Below are 719 nucleotides of genomic sequence, written 5' to 3'. Positions count from 1 at the left end.
AATCAGGCTTGCTGCAAGGCGCGGGGGCGGTTGCTGCGGTCTTCGGCGTCGGCGGAAACGGCCTGCTGCAGCTGGAAGTCGAACTCGATCTCGGCGAAGCGCCCTTCCACACCGCGCGCCTGGGCGGCGGCCGCGTCCTCGACGAAGCGCACCTCGCCGATCAGGCCGTCGCGGGTGGCATAGGCGAAGTCGTCCCACAGGTACTGGTCACCGGCCAGGTTGATCTGCGTGGTCAGGTGGCGATGGCCCGGCGCGGAAATGAAGAAGTGGATGTGCGCCGGGCGCTGGCCGTGGCGGCCGAGCTGGTTCAGCAGCTCCTGGGTCGGGCCATCCGGCGGGCAACCATAACCACTGGGCACGATGCTGCGCGCCTTGTAGCGGCCTTCGGCGTCGGTGACGATGCGCCGGCGCAGGTTGTACTCGGACTGGCTGCTGTCGAAGTACGAGTAGGTGCCGTTGGTGTTGGCGTGCCAGAGATCGACCACGGCGCCGGCCAGGGGCTTGCCGTCGAGGTCGAACACGCGGCCGGAGAGGAACATCACGGTGCCGGCGTCCTTCCCGTCGTCCATGCGGGTTTCGCCTTCGGACAGCGGTGCGCCGGCCACATACAGCGGACCTTCGATGGTGCGCGGAGTGCCACCTTCGATGCCGACCGCCGCGTCCTGGGCGTCCAGCAGCAGGTCGAGGTAGTGCTCGATGCCCAGGCCGGCGACGACCAG

At 68.7% G+C, this 719-nt stretch carries 1 protein-coding gene; it reads right to left on the bottom strand.

Going from position 1 to position 719, the window contains the following annotated elements; genetic code table 11:
• Positions 1 to 2: 2 nt before the first annotated feature.
• The coding region (catA, locus tag FAS41_RS30740; RefSeq protein ID WP_138527035.1) for a catechol 1,2-dioxygenase at positions 3 to 719 on the bottom strand (717 nt) is incomplete at its 5' end.

It is taken from the genome of Pseudomonas nicosulfuronedens, from assembly GCF_005877905.1.
GTDB lineage: Bacteria > Pseudomonadota > Gammaproteobacteria > Pseudomonadales > Pseudomonadaceae > Pseudomonas > Pseudomonas nicosulfuronedens.
This window is presented reverse-complemented; position numbering and strand designations above follow the sequence as displayed.